Raw genomic sequence first — 15,265 nt, 5'->3', positions numbered from 1 at the left:
GGTGCCCTGCGGCTTACAGAATCTTGATGTTCGCGGCCTTGATGTCGGCGAGGAAGGCATCCAGACCCTTGTCGGTCAGCGGGTGGTTGATCATGCCTTTGATCACGGCGGGCGGCGCGGTGATCACATCAGCACCGATGCGCGCGCTTTCCAGCACGTGGTTGGCGCTGCGGATAGAGGCGGCGAGGATCTCGGTCTCAAACCCGTAGTTGTCATAGATGGTGCGGATGTCCGCGATCAGATCCATGCCATCCAGGTTTATATCGTCCAGACGGCCAATGAAGGGGGAGATGAAGGTCGCGCCAGCCTTGGCCGCCAGAAGCGCCTGATTGGCAGAGAAGCACAGGGTCACATTCACCATATGGCCATCGTCGGTCAGGGTTTTGCAGGCCTTCAGACCGTCCCAGGTCAGCGGCACTTTGACGGCGATGTTTTCGGCGATCTCAACCAGCTTGCGGCCTTCGGCGATCATGGTCTCGGCGTCGGTTGCGGTCACCTCGGCAGAGACCGGACCATCGACCAGATCACAGATTTCTTTGGTCACTTCGATGATATCACGACCGGATTTCTTGATCAGCGACGGGTTGGTGGTCACACCATCCACCATGCCCAGATCGTTCAGCTCGGCAATGGCATCGATTTCGGCGGTGTCTACAAAAAATTTCATCGGCTAGGGTCCTCTGGATGGGTTGGCCTTGATTGCGCTAGCCTTTACCTGATGGGACGGGCTTTAAAAACCCCCCGTGCGCCCGGCGTCGATTGCAGGGCATCGCTTTGGGGGTCATCATCCCCACCGGGCAAAAGAGGCAGACCGCGTGCAGGAGCAGGCATTTTTCAACGAAGGCGAACGGGTTGGCGTGCTGACAACACAGCCGCTGGACCGCGTTCTGGACTACCGCGCCCCCGAAGGCGGCTGTCATCTGGGTGCCTATGTCGAGGTGCCGCTGGGCCCGCGCCGTGTCCTCGGGGTGATCTGGGGGCCGGGGGCGGGTGACTTCGATTCGGCCAAACTGCGCCCGGTGAATCGGGTGCTGGATGTGGCCCCGATGCGCGATGAGATGCGCCAGTTCCTGAGCAAATCTGCCGACTACACGCTGACCCCTCTGCCGGCGATGCTGCGGCTGGCCACCCGCGCGCCGGGCCTGTCGGATCCCGTCTCCATGCGCAAGGTGCTGCGGCTGGGCAGTGGGCTGCCAGATCGCATGACCGATGCCCGCACCCGTGTCCTTGCCGCAGTGGAGGAATTCGGCGGCCTGGCCTTCACCGCCAAGGAACTGGCCGATCTGGCAGGCGTTACCTCTTCGGTGGTCAAAGGACTGGTGAAACAAGGCGCCCTGCGCGAGGAAGAAGCCCCCCGTGATCTGCCCTATCCCCGACTGGACCCGGATCTCCCCGGCAAGACCCTGACCGAGGATCAGGCCGCCGCGGCCAACACTCTGGGCGAGGCGGTTGCCGGTGGCCGCTATGGCACCACCCTCCTGAAAGGCGTGACGGGTTCGGGCAAGACCGAGGTCTATCTGGAGGCGGTCGCCGCCACCTTGCGTGCAGGGCGTCAGGCGCTGGTGCTGTTGCCGGAAATCGCGCTCACGGCAGAATTTCTGAAACGGGTCGAACAGCGCTTTGGTGCGACGCCCGCGGAATGGCACTCCGGCGCGACCATGACCGAACGCCGCCGGGTCTGGCGCATGGTCGGGCAAGGCAAGGCGCAGCTGGTGATCGGCGCGCGCTCGGCCCTGTTCCTGCCCTATCAGAATCTCGGCCTCATCATCGTGGATGAGGAACATGACACCTCCTACAAACAGGACGAAGGCGTCTGTTATAATGCCCGCGATATGGCGGTGCTGCGCGCAGCGATGTGTTCGGCGCAGGTGGTGTTGGCCTCAGCAACGCCCAGCTTGGAAACCTGGGCCAATGCTGAGGCGGGCAAATACAAACGGCTCAATCTCGCAGCACGATTTGGGTCGGCCGTTCTGCCAGAGATGCGCGCGATTGATATGCGTGCGGAAAAACTTCCCGCGTCGACCTGGATCTCGCCAACACTGAAGCAGGCGATGACTGCGCGGATCGAACGGGGTGAACAATCGCTGCTGTTTCTCAATCGCCGGGGCTTTGCGCCCGTCACCATCTGCCGCGCCTGCGGCGGCCATGTGACCTGCGACCACTGCGATTCCCGCATGGTCGAACACCGCTTCATGAAACGGCTGATGTGCCACCAATGCGGCGAGACCAAACCGGTACCGGACGCCTGCCCGACCTGTCAGGTCGAGGGCAAGATGGCCCCCGTCGGTCCCGGCATCGAACGGCTGGGTGAGGAAACTGCCGCGCTGTTCCCAGAGGCCCGAATTGCGGTGCTGTCGTCTGACCTCTTTGCCTCAGCCCGCGCCCTGAAACAACGGATCGAGGAGATCGCCGCAGGCGAGGCTGACATTATCCTTGGCACCCAGCTGGTGGCCAAGGGGCATAACTTCCCCCTGCTCACACTGGTTGGTGTGATCGACGCGGATCTTGGCCTGCAAGGGTCCGACCTGCGCGCGGCAGAGCGCACCTTTCAGCTGATGCGGCAGGTCGCAGGGCGGGCCGGGCGGGCCGATAAACCGGGCGAGGCGCTGATGCAGACCTTCCAGCCGGAACACCCGGTCATTCGCGCAATTCTGTCGGGGGATGAGGAAGCCTTCTGGCGCGCTGAAGCCGCCGAACGCCAGGCCGCAGGCGTGCCGCCTTATGGGCGCATGGCAGGTATCGTGCTGTCCGGGCCGGAGCTGCCTGCGGTTATGGATCTGGGGATGGCCCTTGCGCGCAACGATGGGCCGTTGCGCCAGATCGGCGCGCAGGTCTTTGGCCCGGCCCCGGCGCCAATTGCCCGCATCCGCGGTCGCCACCGGGTGCGACTGTTGATCAAGGCCAGTAAGGGCACACCCCTGCAAGACGCCATTGCCCGCTGGATCAAACCGGCGCGTCTCAAGGGGGATCTGCGTCTGTCGGTCGATATTGATCCGCAGAATTTCTTCTGAAGCCCGGTAGAAAAGACAGGACAGATAAATCACCGCAGGGGTTTGGCGCCCGACCTGTCTAAGCGGGTGCCGTCACGCCGCGCTGGTCCACCAGCAGATCTGTCAGCACCGCCCCGACCCACATCGAAAACAGCGCCAGCCAGGCGGTGCCCGCGAAGATTGATCCCCCGGTAACGCCAGCCCCGATGGCACAGCCGCCGGCCAGCATCCCGCCAAATCCCATCAGCGCCGCGCCGATCATTGCCTTGCGCATGGTTGCCGCCCCATCGAAGGCCTGAATGCGCATCTTGCCCGCCAAAGCCGCCGCCAGCATCGCGCCACCAAACACCCCGGCCACCAGCCCGATATCAAATTCCAGCACCGAGGCGCGATCCAGAAAGAACATCAACATACGCGCCGAAGGGCCAGTAAAGGTCACGCTTTCGATCTGCACCGGATCAAAGGCCACCTGTGCCAGCGCCGATGTCAGCGCCCAGCCAAGCGCCACCGCAAAGCCGACACCAGAGGCAAAGATCAGCCGCGCCGCCCCGATGCGGTTGTGCAACGCGACCCCAAGCGCGAGAGCGGCCATGCCCAGCCCCAACGCCAACCCGGACCAATCCGGCAGGCTCAGCGCTGTCAGCAGATCCAGATTGCGCCCGCCGGGGGTGATCCAGAGACCGGCCAGATAATCGCGCAGCGGTGCCAGATACCCGGCGAGGCTCATTTGTGCGACCACCGCAAAAATCAGCCCGGAGACCACGCTGCGCAGATTGCCGGTCGCCGCCAGCACCAAAAGCCGCCCCGAACAGCCCCGCGCCAGCACCATACCAACGCCAAAGATCAGCCCGCCGATGATGGCCCCCGACCAACTGCCGGGCACCGCCATCATCCGCGCCTCATCGGTGTCAATCCAGCCCAGCAGCCGCCCGGCCTGCACCCAGACCAGCGCGGTGGAAAAGGTCAGAAGCCAGACCGCCACCCGGTTTCCCAGATGGCCACGGGCAAATTCCACGGTTGCCGCCCGCAGGCAAAACCGCGACCGCTGCGCCGCGACACCAAAGATCCCCCCGGTCAGCAGGCCTAGCAACGCCGCTGTCGCCGGCTCGCCTGCCCAGTCCATGATCTCAACCAGTTCCGGCATCGCATCAGCCTCTCGTTATCATTCGGAAATCTGAATATGAGGCCGAGCTGCTCCGTGCATTGATGCAGATCAGATGTGCGGCGCGCTTTTTCTCTCGCCTGATGTGCCGGATGGGCGTATCTGCTGGAGCATGTTCAAACCTGTCCCCACCGAAGCCGCCGCTTCCCTGCCGCTCTGGCGCCGCCCCACGACGCTGTTGTTTGTGATGGCTCTGACCATGCCCATCGCCTTCAACACCTGGAGCGCGCTGCTGAACAATTTCGTCATTGAGGCTGCAAATTTCGACGGGGCAGACATTGGCCTGCTGCATACGGTGCGCGAGATTCCGGGATTTCTGGCCATTGGTGTGATTGCGGTGATCCTGTTTGTGCGCGAACAGGTGCTGGGGCTGGTCTCCTTGATGATGCTGGGCGTGGCCACGGCCGTCACCGCCTGGTTCCCCAGCCTTGGCGGGCTGCTCACGATCACGCTGCTCAGCTCCATCGGGTTTCATTACTATGAGACGGTCAACCAATCGCTGCAATTGCAATGGCTGCCAAAGCTGCGCGCGCCGCAGATCCTGGGCTGGCTGGTGGCGGCGGGATCGGCGGCAACGCTGGTGGTCTACAGCCTGATCGCGCTGCTGTGGGAACCGCTGGGCCTCACCTATAATATTGTCTTCCTGCTGGCAGGGGGCACCACCACGGTTCTGGCGATCTTCTGCCTGCTGGCCTATCCGCAATTCGATGCCCCGCATCCACAGACCAAACGCCTGATCCTGCGCCGCCGCTATTGGCTCTATTATGCGTTGCAGTTCATGGCCGGTGCGCGGCGGCAGATCTTCGTGGTCTTTGCAGGCTTCATGATGGTGGAGAAATTCGGCTTTGCGGTGCATGAGCTGACCAGTCTTTATCTGATCAACCTGATGATCAACATGATCGCCGCACCGCTGCTTGGGCGTGCTGTGGCCCGCTTTGGTGAACGCCGGACGCTAATCTTTGAATACACCGGGCTTGCGCTGGTCTTTGCTGCTTACGGCGGGCTCTATTGGTTCAGCTGGGGCGTGGTGCTGGCAGGCACGCTCTATGTGGTGGATCATATCCTGTTCGGTCTGGCACTGGCGCTGAAAACCTATTTCCAGAAAATCGCCGACCCGTCGGACATTGCGCCGACAGCTGCCGTGGCCTTCACCATCAATCATATTGCCGCCGTGGTGCTGCCGGTGACGCTGGGCTTGCTGTGGGTGGTTTCTCCGGCTGCGGTCTTTGCACTGGCGGCCTGTATGGCGCTGATCTCGCTGACGTTGTCATTGTTGATCCCGCGCCACCCCGAACCGGGCAATGAGACCATATTTTCGAAATGGCAGGGCACCGCCCCGGCAGAATAACGCGCAGGCCGCTGGCCCTGTCCCAATACGGGGCCGCGGCCACGGCTCTTGACCTGCGCCGCCGACGGGCCTAGGCGCTGTGCAACCTTTGCCCGGAGACCGCCATGCCCACCTTCACCGCCCTGACCACCCTGACCGGAAAAGCCCCCGCCGAAGCGCTTGGCGCGGCGATGGAGCGTCTGACGCCCGAGCCCACCGGCCTTGGCGTGTTTGAGGTCGAAGACGGCTCCGGCCTGTGGGAGGTTGGCGGCTATTTCACCGAGACCCCGGATGAGGCCGGTCTGGCGCTGCTGGCGACCATGTTCGATGCTCAGCCCTTTGTGATCTCCGAACTGCCGGAAACCGACTGGGTTGCCCATGTGCGCCGCGAATTGGCTCCGGTCGAAGCCGGTCGTTTCTTTGTCTATGGCAGCCATGATGCCGACAAACTGCCTGCCGACCGCATTCCTCTTCTGATTGAGGCGGCGATGGCCTTTGGCACGGGTCACCACGGCACCACCCTGGGCTGCCTGAAGGCGCTGGACAAGCTGATCGAAGATGGCTTCGTCGGCGAAAAAGTCGCCGATATCGGCTGCGGCACAGCGGTGCTGGCGATGGCGGCTGCGCGGGTCTGGGACGGGCAGCTTCTGGCCAGCGATATTGATCAGGTTGCCGTTGACGTGGCAGAGGCCAATCTGAAGGCCAACGACATGGAAGGCCGTGTGCAATGTCTGGAAGCGGCGGGCTTTGACGCCCCGGCCCTGGCCGAGGCCGCGCCCTATGACCTGATCTTCGCCAATATCCTGAAGGGCCCTCTGGTTGCATTGGCCCCGGATGTAGCGGCCCATCTGCGCAGCGATGGCTATGCGATTCTCTCCGGTCTTCTCAATGAACAGGCCGATGAAGTGCAGGGCGTTTATGCACAGAATGGCATCAATCTGGTGCAGCGCAGTGAGATTGGTGACTGGACGACGCTGCTTTTGCAGAAAACGGGCTGAATCGTTCAAGTTTGTTGAGCATTTTAACGACCCGCCCCAAAATGGTCCCATTCCCTACCTAAACATTAAGATGTGGATGGTGGGAGCCATTGCAGGGTGTTGGGTATGGGTGAACAGAGTAACAATTTCTACGCTCGGCTTGACCGATTGGAACGCAAACACGGGGCCATGTCGCGCGGTTATACTGCGAAGGTGGGCCCGGATGGGTTGATCGTCGTCGCGCCGCGACGGGTGCAATCGCGGATTTCCGGTCGGTCACTGATCTTGTTTGTCGCGGCGTTTCTGCTGTTCAAGGGGTTCTTGATGGCGGCGCTGGGATTTGGCAGCTACGACTTCCGTGTCGATCAGCTGCGGGCAGGAACCGGGCTGGAGAAAGCCGGTGCATTTGTGATGCAGCGGGATCCCGTGTCGCAGTTCCTGGCCGAGAAGATCGGGCCTGTGCTGCGGTAGGGGGGCAGGCTGGCGGGCCAGATGTCGGGCGCTGGGGGGCATCCGACATAAAACGGTCGCGCAGTCATGTCCGACGCAGCAGGGTGTCGCCTAGGCGCAGATCTGCAAACCAGACCTATAGAAAACGCCGCGCTCCGTCTGGAGGCGGCGTTTTTCATATGTCAGGTGATCTGTAGCCCCCGGCGGTGCCGGGACAGCAGCCTATCTCAGAAGACGGGCTTACCCTCGGCAATACGGTCGATGTCTGCGCGGCACAGGCCAATGTCGGCCAGTTCCCGGTCGTTCAGCTGACCCAGGGTCTGGCGGGTCGCGCGGGCATCGTTCCAGTCGACGATTGCCGCCAGCAGGCTGGCGGTCATGGCGCTAAAGCGGCCAAACAGGCTGCTGGTGCCATAGGTGGGGCGGGTGGTGTCAAAAGCAGCCATGTCCTCGTCCTTTCGGAGGTTGAATTCAGTGAACCGCGTTGCGGCGATGGACGGCACTTAGTCATGTGAATTGACCCTGACAATCGCTGAAATTGCATGTGTCATATGCGAAAAACGCATGGCTGATTGTCCATATAAACAAGGGAATTGGATGCATTTTTAGCTGTTCGAAAGGAATGTCGGTTTCGCCTCGGAAGAGGGTCGTTTTCAGAACAGGATTTGTAGGTTTTTGCGCCACAGGTGCCGCGCGGCATCCCTGCAGGGCACAGAATGCGGGCCAGCAAAGCGATTGGACATGTTCGCCTTTTGTGCTAATCCTGAGGAAAATTACACCTCCACATCGGGTAGGGATAGGGCAGACATGCGAATATTGGGCATCGATCCGGGGTTGCGGAACCTCGGTTGGGGGGTGATCGAATCACATGGCACCCGTCTCAGCCATGTCGCAAATGGCGTCTGCACCTCCGATGGCGATGATCTGGGCGAACGGCTGTTGTCGCTCCACAATCAGGTGATCGAAGTGATCGCGGCCTACCGTCCCGATCAGGCCGCCATCGAACAGACCTTCGTGAACAAAGATGGTGCGGGCACGCTGAAACTGGGTCAGGCCCGTGGCGTAGCCCTGATGACATTGGCGCAGGCCGGTCTGCCGGTGGGTGAATACGCGCCGAACCGCGTCAAGAAAACTGTGGTCGGCGTGGGTCATGCGGCCAAGGAGCAGATCCTCCACATGGTGAAACTTCAGCTGCCCGGCTGCCTGCCCAAGAACGCCGATGCGGCAGATGCTCTGGCCATTGCCATCTGTCATGCGTTTTATGGGGGCACGCAACAACGCCAGCTGAAGGAGAAGCGCGCGTGATCGGAAAACTCACCGGACGACTGGAATACCGCAGCAGCGATCATGTGCTGATCGATGTGCGCGGCGTCGGCTATATCGTCTATTGCTCCGACCGCACGATGGCCACGCTCCCCGGCACGGGAGAGGCGGTGGCACTTTATACCGATATGGTGGTGCGCGAGGATCTGATGCAGCTCTATGGCTTTCCCTCGTTGATGGAAAAGGAATGGCACCGCCTGCTGACCTCGGTGCAGGGGGTTGGGGCCAAGGTCTCACTGGCGATCCTTGGCGCGCTTGGCCCTGAAGGCGTCAGCCGCGCCATTGCTCTTGGTGACTGGGCGACCGTGAAGGCGGCCAAAGGCGTTGGTCCAAAAACGGCGCAGCGCATAGTGTTGGATCTGAAGGACAAGGCACCGGGTGTGATGGCCATGGGCGGCACCATCGCCGATGCCATGGACGGCCCCGGACTGGATGTGGTGGAACCGGCCGAGCCGGTGGAGACCGGTAAGACGCCCCGCAAGGCACCGCCAAAGGCCCCCTCCGGCGCCGCCGCCGCCTCTGCGGGGGCGCTCTCTGCGCTTGGAAATCTGGGATATGGCCCGTCGGATGCCGCCGCTGCCGTGGCAGAGGCCGCTGCAACCTACCCCGACGCCAATGAGGCAGAGCTGATCCGCGCCGCCCTGCGTCTTCTGGCGCCGAAAGGGTGATGATGACACAGAAAGGGCAGCGCCTGAGCCTGGGTGGGTGCGAAGCGCCCTCCCGTGGGGAGGGTCGGGCGCTGCCCGGCCTTCAGCCGGACAAAGCATATGCGAGAAAGCGGTACCATGATTGACGCCGATCCCACCCTGCGCCCCACGCCTCTGCCCGAAGACAGCGCCGCCGAAAACGACCGTGCCCTGCGCCCGCAGGGGCTGGGCGAATTCATCGGTCAGGCCGAGGCCCGCGCCAATCTGCGTGTGTTCATCGAGAGCGCCCGCCGTCGGGGCGAGGCGATGGACCACACGCTGTTTCATGGTCCCCCCGGTTTGGGCAAAACCACGCTGGCGCAGATCGTCGCCCGCGAACTGGGCGTGAACTTTCGCATGACCTCCGGGCCAGTTCTGGCCAAGGCCGGCGATCTGGCGGCGATCCTCACCAATCTGGAATCCCGCGACGTGCTGTTCATCGACGAAATCCACCGGCTGAACCCGGCGGTGGAGGAGGTGCTATACCCGGCGATGGAGGATTTCGAGCTGGATCTGGTGATCGGCGAAGGTCCTGCCGCGCGCACTGTGCGGATTGAATTGCAGCCCTTCACCCTTGTTGGTGCCACCACCCGCATGGGCCTGCTCACGACACCGCTGCGCGACCGCTTTGGCATCCCGACGCGGTTGCAATTCTACACCATTGATGAGCTGTTTGAGATTGTCAGCCGCAATGCCCGCAAGCTGGGGGCTCCCGCCGATGACGACGGCGCCCGCGAGATCGCGCGGCGCGCCCGCGGCACACCCAGGATCGCCGGACGGCTCCTGCGCCGCGTCGTGGACTTCGCGGTTGTCGAGGGCGATGGCACCATCACCCGGGAGCTGGCCGATGGCGCGCTGACGCGGTTGGGGGTGGATCAGTTGGGGCTGGACGGCGCCGACCGACGCTATCTGAGGATGGTGGCAGAGAACTATGGCGGCGGACCCGTGGGGATCGAAACCATGTCAGCGGCACTGAGCGAAAGCCGCGACGCGCTGGAGGAGGTGATTGAACCTTACCTGCTGCAACAGGGGCTGATCCAGCGCACACCGCGCGGCCGAATGCTGGCGCATAAGGCCTGGACCCACCTTGGACTGACGCCGCCACGCGGTCAGGGCGACCTATTGCTATAGGGCGCCATCTGATGTGGCCCCGCGTCATCATGCGTGCGGGTTGGCGTCAAAACAGCCTGAAAGCGTTAAAATGGGTTTGAAGAATTAGAGTCAATTTTAGCGTATGTTTCGCGTGCGAAACATTTGGTCAGTGGTGCTGACATTCCCTATGCGAACGAGATCAGGGCGCCGCGCGAGACGCGGCGCGGCCTCCGGCGGGGATCTTTCAGGCCAGAAGATGCACGGCGATCCCCAGTCGCAACCCTTGCCGTTGATCCCGTGAGCGGGCATTAAGCCCTTTCAAGACCACAGTCTGAGTAGAGAACCGCATGATGACCCCAGCCGAGATCGAAGCCCTGTTTAGTCGCGCGGACGGCTCTTATGCCTTTGCCCGCTGGGGGCGGCCGATTGCGCCGATCGTCTTTGGGGTTGAGGATGAGACGCTGAAAACCGTCAAGGGCGCGCTGGAGGCGGTTGTGACGCTGGCGGGACACCAGATGACGGAGACCGACCCTGAGCTGGGCGCCAATCTGATGCTGTTCTTTTTCCGTGATTGGGACGAGCTGTTGGAGGTGCCGGACCTTGGCCGGTTGATTCCGGATCTTGATCCGCTGGTGGCGCGTCTGAAACAGGCGGATGCCAGCCAGTACCGCGCCTTTCGGTTTGACGATCAGGGCGGCATCCAGGCCTGTTTTGCCTTCCTGCGCATGTCGGGTGACATGGCCAGGCTGCCCGCAGAAACCCTGGCCCTGACGCAGGCGGTGCAGGCGGTGCTGACCTGGGGCGACAGCGCCTTTGCCGAAACCTCGCCGCTGGCGGTGTTGCCGGACACCGGCGCCACCATTCTGCGGCCCGAGATTGCCGGGGTGATTGCGGCCGCTTATGATCGGATGATGCCGGTTGCTGCCGCCGACAGCTCCCATGCGCTGCGCCTGTTTGCGCGGCTTCAGGCGCCGGTGACGCCGCCCACAGATGACGCCGCCCCGACCACGCATTGAGCCGTCGCCAGAAAGGCCCAGACAAATGATCCACCGCTTTCCGGTTCGGGTATATTACGAAGACACCGACATGGGCGGGATTGTCTATCACGCCAATTATCTGCGGTTTATCGAACGGGCGCGCAGCGACTGGGTCCGCAACCTTGGCAATGATCAGAACGCAATGCGCGACGCCGGGCTGATCTGGGTGGTGCGCCGGATTGAGGCGGATTACCTCGCCCCTGCCAAATTCGACGAGGAGCTGCGGATCGAGACCGAGGTGCAGAAGGTGACACCAGCGCGGCTCACGATGTCGCAGCAGGTGTTTCGCGGCGAGACTGAGCTGTTTCGCGCCATCGTCACCGTGGTTTGCGTCAATGCAGAGAGTGGCGCGCCCATCCGCCTTCCGGCAGAGATTCGCGCATTGCTGTAACAATTGCTGCTCTCACAGCTGTTTCATTGGCTTTTGGCCTTGAACTGCGATAGCCTTTTGCCAAATGAAAGCCGGGAAACGGCTGAAAAACGACCAAAAACATAGAGCAGGTCCATGGAAGCAGAAACTCTGGCGTTGGCGCAGGAGATTGATTTCTCCATGTGGGGGCTATTCGCGCGGGCAACCCTGACGGTCAAATTGGTGATGCTGATGCTGGTCGTCGCCTCCGTTTGGTCCTGGGCGATCATCTTGCAGAAACTGATCAATTACCGCCTTGCCCGGCGTGAGGCAGCGGAGTTCGACCGTGCCTTCTGGTCAGGAGAGCCGCTGGACGGTCTGTTCGATCAGATCGGCCCGCAGCCCAAGGGGCAGTCGCAACGGATCTTTGCCGCTGGCATGACCGAATGGCGGCGCAGTCACCGCACCGACGGGGCGCTGATTGCCGGCGCGCAGGCGCGGATTGAACGGTCGATGGATGTCGCCATCGCCAAGGAAAGCGAACATGTCCAGAGCGGTCTGTCGATCCTGGCCACTGTTGGGTCCACCGCGCCGTTTGTCGGGCTGTTCGGCACCGTCTGGGGCATCATGACCGCCTTTATTGAGATTGCGGAGCAGCAGAACACCAACCTCGCTGTTGTGGCGCCGGGCATTGCCGAGGCGCTGATGGCGACCGGTCTGGGGCTTCTGGCGGCGATCCCTGCGGTGATTTTCTACAACAAGCTGAGCGCGGACAGTGACCGGATTATCGGCAGCTACGAAGCCTTTGCCGATGAGTTTTCCACCATCCTCAGCCGCCAGCTGGATTCCTGATCCATGGGCGCCTCGGTTCAACCCAATGCGGCCAACGGGCGACGCCGGGGACGGCGGCGCAGCCGTGCGCGGCCGATGGCGGAAATCAACGTCACGCCCTTTGTCGATGTGATGCTGGTGCTACTGATCATCTTTATGGTGGCCGCCCCGTTGATGACGGTTGGTGTGCCGGTGGAACTGCCAAAGACCGCCGCCGGGGCCTTGCCGGGTGATGAGGAAGAACCGCTGACCGTGACCATGACCGCCAGCGGCGAGATCCAGATCCAGACCACTGCCGTGGCCCCGGATGAGCTGATCGCCAAACTGCGCGCCATCGCGGCGGAGCGGTCTTCGGATCAGGTGTTCCTGCGTGCCGATGGGGCGATTCCTTACGAGGCGGTGATGCAGGTGATGGGGGCCTTGAACGCGGGTGGGTTTTCCAGCGTTGGACTGGTGACCGATGTAGGTGGCCCGAGCCTTGACGGGCGGGCCGTCGACGATACCGGACAATAGGCGGGGCACGGGTGTGCAAACCGGAACCAAGATCTCTGTTGCAGGTCACGCACTGCTGGCGGGCTGGGTTGTGTTCGGCGCCTGGTTTCCGTCTGAACCCTTGCCGCTTGCGGTGCAGGATGTGGCGCTGATCAGTTCGGAGGAGTTTGCCAAGCTGAGCCAGCAGCGCGCCGCGCCAGTTGTGGCGGATTCCGCAGGTGATCTGACCCAGCCCGAACCGGAGCCTCGACCAGAGGTGACGCCAACGCCCGAGCCGGATCCAGAGCCGCAGATCACCCAGCCCGAGCCTGTAAGCGTGCCTGAGCCGGATGTCGAGCTGAGCGAGCGACCCGAACCGCAGCCGGTTGAACCGACGCCACCGGTGGCCGCGCCATCGCCACCGGATGTGCCGGATAGCACCAGCGTGACACCCCAGCTGACCGAACGCCCACAGTTGCGTCCGGTTGACCGGGTTGCACCAACACCTGTTGCACCACCTGAACCGGACACCCAGATTGCTGATGTGGCGCAGCCCGAGGTGTCCGATGACGTCGGGACCGAACCCGCACAGGAATCCCAGCAGGCCACCGCCGAAGCGGCGGCCAATGACCGGATCGTGACCGAGGAGGTCGAGGCCGAGACCGATCAGGTGGCCAGTGCGGCCCCCGCGCAGTCCTTGCGTCCGAGGCGGCGACCTGATCGCCCTGAACCGGCGGCGCAGCCCGAACCGGAGCCCGCCGCGGCTGAACCTGAAATAGCCCCGACCCCAGACCGCGCGGACGCGGTGGAGGATGCTTTGGCCGCAGCTCTCGCCGGCGGCGGCGAGGTGGAAGCGCCGGAGCCCTCCGGCCCGCCGCTGACCAGCGGAGAGAAGGACGCATTGCGGGTTGCGGTGCAGCAATGCTGGAACGTCGGCTCGCTGTCATCGGAGGCGCTGCGCACCACCGTGGTGGTCTCGGTCGCACTGACACAGGATGGCCGGCCGGAAGAGGGCAGCATTCGGATGCTGTCCAGCACCGGTGGGTCAGGATCGGCGGCCAATCAGGCCTTTGGCGCGGCACGACGGGCGATTTTGCGCTGCGGGGCGCGCGGCTTCCAACTTCCGTCTGACAAATATGCCCAATGGCGTAATATCGAAATGACCTTCAATCCCGAAAGGATGCGGATCAAATGAGGACATATCTGGCAACGCTCGTGATGGGCGCGACCCTGCTGGGAGCGGCGGTGATAGCACCGGTTGTGCCTGCGCAGGCACAGGATGGCCCGCTCAGAATCGAAATCACCGACGGGGTGATCGAACCCTTGCCCTATGCGGTGCCCGGCTTTGTGCCCGAAACCCCTGCTGCGGCTGAACTGGCGCGCGATATTTCGCGGGTGATAGCCGCGGATCTGAGCGGCACCGGCCTGTTCCGTGAGGTCCCGGCCTCGGCCCATATCTCCAAAGTTACCGATTTTGACGCTGCGGTGTCCTATGCCGACTGGAAGGCTGTGAATGCGCAGGCGCTGATCACCGGCGCGCTCAGCGTTAATGGCAATCGGCTGACAGTGCGGTTCCGTGGACATGATGTCTTTGCGGAGAAGGAGCTTGGCACCGGGCTGCAATTCTCTGGAACCACCGATGGCTGGCGGCGCATGGCGCATAAGGTGGCGGATGTGATCTACAGCCGCATCACCGGTGAGAGCGGTTATTTTGACAGCCGGGTGGTGTTCGTCTCCGAAAGCGGGCCGAAGAATGATCGGCGCAAGCGCCTGGCGGTGATGGATTATGATGGTGCCAATGTGCAGTATCTGACCAATAGCGCGTCTATCGTGCTCGCGCCGCGGTTTTCGCCCAATGGCGACCGGGTGCTCTACACCAGCTATGAGAGCGGTTTCCCGCAGATCCATGTGCTGGATGTGGGCAAGGTGCAACGCCGGGTATTGTCGGCGGATGACGGCATCATGAGCTTTGCACCACGGTTTGCACCTGATGGGCGGACGGTGGTCTATTCGCAGTCGCAGGGTGGCAATACCGATATTTTCACTATGGATATTGAAACCGGCGCGCGCAGCCGTCTGACCAGCGCCCCCTCGATTGAGACGGCACCGTCCTTCTCGCCCGATGGCAGCCAGATCGTGTTTGAAAGTGACCGCTCCGGTGCGCCACAGCTCTATGTGATGGCGACCACCGGGGGCGAGGCCCGCCGGATCAGCTTTGGGGCTGGGCGCTATGGCACCCCGGTCTGGTCACCGCGCGGCGATATGGTGGCCTTTACCAAGCAAAACAAAGGCCGGTTCCACATCGGCGTAATGCGCACCGATGGCAGCGAGGAGCGCCTGCTGACGGCATCCTTTCTGGATGAGGGGCCAACCTGGTCGCCCAATGGCCGGGTGATTATGTTCACCCGCGAAACCCAGGGGGCCAGTGGCCGGGCGCTGCTCTATTCGGTAGATGTCTCGGGGCGAAACCTGAAACCGGTGCGCACCCCGGATGGGGCGTCGGATCCGGCGTGGTCCCCCTTGCAGAACTAAGGCGTGCGCGCCCGCCGGATCGGTCGGGCGCGCCTCAG

Annotated in this window: 16 protein-coding genes; 13 read left to right on the top strand and 3 right to left on the bottom strand. The window is 62.8% G+C overall.

Annotation, left to right across the window (positions count from 1 at the left end; all coding sequences use genetic code 11):
- Positions 1 to 13 precede the first annotated feature (13 nt).
- Positions 14 to 667: a fructose-6-phosphate aldolase gene (fsa, locus tag PhaeoP97_RS13695; protein ID WP_072505527.1), complete on the bottom strand. Its 654-nt coding sequence runs from the start codon at positions 665 to 667 to the stop codon at positions 14 to 16.
- A 148-nt stretch (positions 668 to 815) separates the two neighbouring features.
- Here fsa and PhaeoP97_RS13690 point away from each other — a divergent pair, with 148 nt between their 5' ends.
- Positions 816 to 3,011 (top strand): primosomal protein N', encoded by a 2,196-nt coding sequence (locus tag PhaeoP97_RS13690; RefSeq protein WP_072506489.1) that lies wholly within the window; start codon positions 816 to 818, stop codon positions 3,009 to 3,011.
- Positions 3,012 to 3,069: 58 nt separating this feature from the next.
- Here the strand turns inward: PhaeoP97_RS13690 and PhaeoP97_RS13685 are convergent, their stop codons facing one another.
- A complete protein-coding gene (locus tag PhaeoP97_RS13685; protein ID WP_072505526.1) occupies positions 3,070 to 4,134 on the bottom strand; it encodes a YeeE/YedE family protein in 1,065 nt (354 codons plus the stop codon).
- A gap of 130 nt (positions 4,135 to 4,264) precedes the next feature.
- On the opposite strand from PhaeoP97_RS13685, the gene PhaeoP97_RS13680 reads away from it, so the two are divergent.
- The 3 genes from PhaeoP97_RS13680 to PhaeoP97_RS13670 all read left to right on the top strand — a co-directional run bounded on the left by PhaeoP97_RS13680 (position 4,265) and on the right by PhaeoP97_RS13670 (position 6,927).
- Entirely contained in the window at positions 4,265 to 5,500 is a 1,236-nt protein-coding gene (locus PhaeoP97_RS13680) for an MFS transporter (RefSeq protein ID WP_072506488.1), read from the top strand.
- Positions 5,501 to 5,604: 104 nt separating this feature from the next.
- Positions 5,605 to 6,477 carry a 50S ribosomal protein L11 methyltransferase gene (locus tag PhaeoP97_RS13675; RefSeq protein WP_072505525.1) on the top strand — a complete coding sequence of 291 codons (873 nt, stop codon included), beginning with the start codon at positions 5,605 to 5,607 and terminating at the stop codon, positions 6,475 to 6,477.
- Positions 6,478 to 6,582: 105 nt separating this feature from the next.
- Positions 6,583 to 6,927, top strand: a complete 345-nt coding sequence (locus PhaeoP97_RS13670) for a hypothetical protein (protein WP_072505524.1) — start codon at positions 6,583 to 6,585, stop codon at positions 6,925 to 6,927.
- 206 nt (positions 6,928 to 7,133) lie between these two features.
- On the opposite strand, the gene PhaeoP97_RS13665 is transcribed toward PhaeoP97_RS13670, so the two are convergent.
- The gene (locus PhaeoP97_RS13665) at positions 7,134 to 7,352 is read right to left on the bottom strand and encodes a DUF1127 domain-containing protein (RefSeq protein WP_072506487.1); all 219 of its coding nucleotides are present in this window, start codon (positions 7,350 to 7,352) and stop codon (positions 7,134 to 7,136) included.
- A 361-nt stretch (positions 7,353 to 7,713) separates the two neighbouring features.
- On the opposite strand from PhaeoP97_RS13665, the gene ruvC reads away from it, so the two are divergent.
- The 9 genes from ruvC to tolB all read left to right on the top strand — a co-directional run bounded on the left by ruvC (position 7,714) and on the right by tolB (position 15,227).
- Positions 7,714 to 8,211 (top strand): crossover junction endodeoxyribonuclease RuvC, encoded by a 498-nt coding sequence (gene ruvC / locus PhaeoP97_RS13660; RefSeq protein ID WP_014873682.1) that lies wholly within the window; start codon positions 7,714 to 7,716, stop codon positions 8,209 to 8,211.
- Positions 8,208 to 8,897, top strand: a complete 690-nt coding sequence (ruvA, locus tag PhaeoP97_RS13655) for a Holliday junction branch migration protein RuvA (RefSeq protein WP_072505523.1) — start codon at positions 8,208 to 8,210, stop codon at positions 8,895 to 8,897. Before ruvC ends, ruvA begins: the two co-directional genes overlap by 4 nt.
- A gap of 117 nt (positions 8,898 to 9,014) precedes the next feature.
- Positions 9,015 to 10,046: a Holliday junction branch migration DNA helicase RuvB gene (gene ruvB, locus PhaeoP97_RS13650; protein ID WP_027247941.1), complete on the top strand. Its 1,032-nt coding sequence runs from the start codon at positions 9,015 to 9,017 to the stop codon at positions 10,044 to 10,046.
- Between the two features lie 308 nt (positions 10,047 to 10,354).
- On the top strand, positions 10,355 to 11,023 hold the full coding sequence (locus tag PhaeoP97_RS13645) for a hypothetical protein (RefSeq protein WP_072505522.1): 669 nt from the start codon (positions 10,355 to 10,357) through the stop codon (positions 11,021 to 11,023).
- 25 nt (positions 11,024 to 11,048) lie between these two features.
- Entirely contained in the window at positions 11,049 to 11,435 is a 387-nt protein-coding gene (gene ybgC / locus PhaeoP97_RS13640) for a tol-pal system-associated acyl-CoA thioesterase (RefSeq protein WP_040181885.1), read from the top strand.
- A gap of 114 nt (positions 11,436 to 11,549) precedes the next feature.
- Positions 11,550 to 12,245: a protein TolQ gene (gene tolQ / locus PhaeoP97_RS13635; RefSeq protein WP_027247939.1), complete on the top strand. Its 696-nt coding sequence runs from the start codon at positions 11,550 to 11,552 to the stop codon at positions 12,243 to 12,245.
- A gap of 3 nt (positions 12,246 to 12,248) precedes the next feature.
- A complete protein-coding gene (gene tolR, locus PhaeoP97_RS13630; protein ID WP_027247938.1) occupies positions 12,249 to 12,737 on the top strand; it encodes a protein TolR in 489 nt (162 codons plus the stop codon).
- Between the two features lie 13 nt (positions 12,738 to 12,750).
- Positions 12,751 to 13,890: an energy transducer TonB gene (locus tag PhaeoP97_RS13625; RefSeq protein ID WP_072505521.1), complete on the top strand. Its 1,140-nt coding sequence runs from the start codon at positions 12,751 to 12,753 to the stop codon at positions 13,888 to 13,890.
- The gene (gene tolB, locus PhaeoP97_RS13620; protein ID WP_072505520.1) at positions 13,887 to 15,227 is read left to right on the top strand and encodes a Tol-Pal system beta propeller repeat protein TolB; all 1,341 of its coding nucleotides are present in this window, start codon (positions 13,887 to 13,889) and stop codon (positions 15,225 to 15,227) included. The genes PhaeoP97_RS13625 and tolB overlap by 4 nt, the downstream gene beginning before the upstream one ends.
- The last annotated feature ends 38 nt before the right edge of the window (positions 15,228 to 15,265 follow it).

This window comes from Phaeobacter porticola (genome assembly GCF_001888185.1).
GTDB classification, from domain to species: Bacteria; Pseudomonadota; Alphaproteobacteria; order Rhodobacterales; family Rhodobacteraceae; genus Phaeobacter; species Phaeobacter porticola.
Note: the sequence above shows the minus strand (reverse complement) of the source record. Positions and strands in the feature narration are given on the sequence as shown.

Bases quoted from the DNA above. Each gene is read 5' to 3' on its own strand.
- ruvB (WP_027247941.1), top strand. From the start codon at position 9,015: ATGATTGACGCCGATCCCACCCTGCGCCCCACGCCTCTGCCCGAAGAC.
- ruvC (WP_014873682.1), top strand. From the start codon at position 7,714: ATGCGAATATTGGGCATCGATCCGGGGTTGCGGAACCTCGGTTGGGGG.
- tolQ (WP_027247939.1), top strand. From the start codon at position 11,550: ATGGAAGCAGAAACTCTGGCGTTGGCGCAGGAGATTGATTTCTCCATG.
- PhaeoP97_RS13675 (WP_072505525.1), top strand. From the start codon at position 5,605: ATGCCCACCTTCACCGCCCTGACCACCCTGACCGGAAAAGCCCCCGCC.
- PhaeoP97_RS13665 (WP_072506487.1), bottom strand. From the start codon at position 7,352: ATGGCTGCTTTTGACACCACCCGCCCCACCTATGGCACCAGCAGCCTG.
- ybgC (WP_040181885.1), top strand. From the start codon at position 11,049: ATGATCCACCGCTTTCCGGTTCGGGTATATTACGAAGACACCGACATG.
- fsa (WP_072505527.1), bottom strand. From the start codon at position 667: ATGAAATTTTTTGTAGACACCGCCGAAATCGATGCCATTGCCGAGCTG.
- tolR (WP_027247938.1), top strand. From the start codon at position 12,249: ATGGGCGCCTCGGTTCAACCCAATGCGGCCAACGGGCGACGCCGGGGA.
- PhaeoP97_RS13670 (WP_072505524.1), top strand. From the start codon at position 6,583: ATGGGTGAACAGAGTAACAATTTCTACGCTCGGCTTGACCGATTGGAA.
- PhaeoP97_RS13645 (WP_072505522.1), top strand. From the start codon at position 10,355: ATGATGACCCCAGCCGAGATCGAAGCCCTGTTTAGTCGCGCGGACGGC.
- tolB (WP_072505520.1), top strand. From the start codon at position 13,887: ATGAGGACATATCTGGCAACGCTCGTGATGGGCGCGACCCTGCTGGGA.
- PhaeoP97_RS13680 (WP_072506488.1), top strand. From the start codon at position 4,265: ATGTTCAAACCTGTCCCCACCGAAGCCGCCGCTTCCCTGCCGCTCTGG.
- PhaeoP97_RS13685 (WP_072505526.1), bottom strand. From the start codon at position 4,134: ATGCCGGAACTGGTTGAGATCATGGACTGGGCAGGCGAGCCGGCGACA.